Origin of the sequence: Mycobacterium sp. E735 (genome assembly GCF_001666955.1) — a bacterium.
Classification (GTDB): Bacteria; Actinomycetota; Actinomycetes; order Mycobacteriales; family Mycobacteriaceae; genus Mycobacterium.
In genome coordinates, this window is record NZ_LZIX01000057.1 from 1 (window position 1) to 2,487 (window position 2,487).

The 2,487-nt window shown below is 70.2% G+C and carries 4 protein-coding genes; 3 read left to right on the forward strand and 1 reads right to left on the reverse strand.

Going from position 1 to position 2,487, the window contains the following annotated elements:
* The first annotated feature begins 34 nt into the window (after positions 1-34).
* The 3 genes from A5704_RS04400 to A5704_RS04410 are packed head-to-tail and all read left to right on the forward strand — an operon-like array spanning position 35 to position 1,988.
* Positions 35-1,201, forward strand: a complete 1,167-nt coding sequence (locus tag A5704_RS04400) for an acetyl-CoA acetyltransferase (RefSeq protein ID WP_067887546.1) — start codon at positions 35-37, stop codon at positions 1,199-1,201.
* Complete coding sequence (locus tag A5704_RS04405; protein WP_067887549.1) at positions 1,198-1,593, forward strand: Zn-ribbon domain-containing OB-fold protein; 396 nt, start codon at positions 1,198-1,200, stop codon at positions 1,591-1,593. Before A5704_RS04400 ends, A5704_RS04405 begins: the two co-directional genes overlap by 4 nt.
* Positions 1,590-1,988: a nuclear transport factor 2 family protein gene (locus A5704_RS04410; RefSeq protein ID WP_231968780.1), complete on the forward strand. Its 399-nt coding sequence runs from the start codon at positions 1,590-1,592 to the stop codon at positions 1,986-1,988. Before A5704_RS04405 ends, A5704_RS04410 begins: the two co-directional genes overlap by 4 nt.
* Here the strand turns inward: A5704_RS04410 and A5704_RS04415 are convergent.
* The coding region (locus tag A5704_RS04415; protein ID WP_156736915.1) for an LLM class flavin-dependent oxidoreductase at positions 1,985-2,487 on the reverse strand (503 nt) is incomplete at its 5' end. The two genes, A5704_RS04410 and A5704_RS04415, sit on opposite strands and share 4 nt — an antisense overlap.

The following is a 2,487-nucleotide window of genomic DNA, read 5'->3' on the forward strand; positions in this document are numbered from 1 at the left end:
CCGCGCTGCGCGAACTCTTCGAAGGGACAGCAAGTTGACGACACGTGGTGTGGCCGCCATTGCCGGTGTGGCAGACGAGGTTTCGGCGAGCGGGGTGATCGATGTTCCACTGCGTGAGCTCGAGGCGCGCGTGATCACCGCCGCCCTGGCCGACGCGGGCCTGTCGCTGCGCGACGTCGACGGGCTGTGCACCTGCACCGGCGGAACGCTCATGCACTCGGTGGAGCTGGCCGAGTACCTGGGGATAGCGCCACGCTTCACCGACGCGACGCAGACCGGCGGCGCCAGCTACGGGTTGTATGTCGAGCACGCCGCCGCGGCGATCGCGGCCGGCGAGGCGGAGACGGTGGTGATCGTCTACGCGTCGACGCCGCGCGCCGCGCGCAAGCGTGGCGAAAAGGGTCTCGGAGTTTTCGCCACCCCCGAGCGGCTGGAATGGGAGACACCGTTCGGGGTGATGCTCCCGATCAGCGCCTACGCCCTGGCGGCCAACCGGCACATGGCCGTGTACGGGACGACGCCCGAACAGCTGGCCCAGATCGCGGTCGACACGAGGCGCTGGGCCGCGCTGAACGAGCGAGCTCACCTGCGCGAGGCGATCAGCGTGCAGGACGTCCTGGACTCGGGCTTCCTCGCCGAGCCGCTGCACAAGCTGGAGTGCTGCCTGGTCACCGACGGTGCCGCCGCGGTGGTGGTCACCAGCGCCGAGCGCGCGCGAGACCTGTCCAAGCCGCCCGCATTCGTCCTCGGGGCGGCGACGGCGGCCTCGCACGCCATGATCTCCCAGATGCCCGACCTGACCGTCACCCCGGGGGCGCTGTCCGGGCCGGCCGCCTTCCGCGCCGCGGGCCTTCGCGCGGCCGACATCGACGTAGTCGAGCTGTACGACTCGTTCACGATCACGGTGTTGCTGGCGCTCGAAGACTTGGGCTTCTGCGGCAAGGGCGAGGGCGGTCCGTTTGTCGCGGACGGCGCGTTGGGGCCCGGCGGCACGTTGCCCGCTCAGACGTCCGGCGGCGGCCTCGCGTACACCCACCCCGGGGCGTTCGGGGCCTTCCTGCTCGTCGAGGCCGCGCGGCAGTTGCGCGGTGAGTGCGGCGAACGCCAGGTCCCGGACGCGAAAACGGCTGTCGCACATGGCACCGGCGGGGTGCTCTCGGCCACCTCGACGGTGATTCTGGGAACGGAGGCCACGCTGTGACCGATACGCTGCCGGTCCCGCAGCCCAGCCCGGTGTCCGCGCCCTTCTGGGACGCGACCCGGCGTCGCGAGCTGACGGTCCAACGATGCGAATCGTGCGCGCGGCTCGTCTGGTACCCGCGGTTCGTCTGCCCGCACTGCGGCGGGTCATCGCTGGTGTGGGAGAAGTTGAGCGGTGACGGGGTCGTGTACGCGGTCAGCGTGCACCACCGCGCCGCGCTTCCCGCCCTCGCCGACAAGGTGCCGTACTCGGTGGTGCTCGTCGATCTGGACGAAGGGGTCCGCATGATGTCGAACGTGTTCGGTCCCCCTCCCGCGGTCGGTGACCGCGTCAGGCTGGCGTGGGTGCCGCTCGAGGACGGCCGCAATCTCGCTGTCTTCGAACCAAAGTGAGTCCCGTTACCGCGCTGCGGCGCGCCCGCGAAGAGGTGGTGCTCCGGCACGTCGCCGCCGAGAATGCGCGGGACCTGGAGGCGGCGATGGCCACCTTCACCCATCCGCGCTACGAGATCATCCCTACCGGAACCGTTTTCGACGGTGACCAGGCGGTCCGCGCGATGCTGTCGCAGCAGTGGGCGGATCTCCCGATGCTGCGATATGCCGCGGAGGCGATCTACCACGGGGACAATGGTCTGGTCGTGGAGACCCGGACGACCGCACCCGGCACCCCACTCGACATGTTGAGCGTCAACCTCTTCGGCTTCCGCGGGCCCGATCTGGTTTTGGAACGGTGCTACTTCGACCGGATGCTGCTCGCCGCGCAACTCGAGTCGATCCGCGCGCCCTAGCCGCCTACAGCGTCACGGACCGCTTGGACAAGGGCCGGAATGTCGCGGTCCCGGTTCGCACCGGGCAAGGGCCAGTGCGTCATCCGCAGGTCGGTCACGCCTGCGTTCGACAGCGAGGCCGCCCCCGCGGCGACCGCGGAGAGGTCGAGCCCGCCATCGGGGCTCGTCTGCACGCGCAGCGTCCCGGCAACACCGAACCCGTCCGGGTCACCCCCGGCGCGCTCGACCGCGGCGCGCATTCGACGTATTCCGCCGGCGACATCCCGCGCGTCCGGGCCCCACGGGATCCAGCCCTGTCCGAAGCGAGCGAGCCGGCGAGCGACCGCTCGGTTCACCGTCCCGCTCACCCACACCGGCACCCCGCCTGGCTGAACCGGTTTGGGCATCTGGTGTATCCGCTCGAAACTCAAATCGACCGATTCGTAGCTCACCTCGTTCTCCCGCCACAACCGCTGGCAGACGTCCAGCGTCTGGTCCAGGATCGCCCCGCGTCGATCGA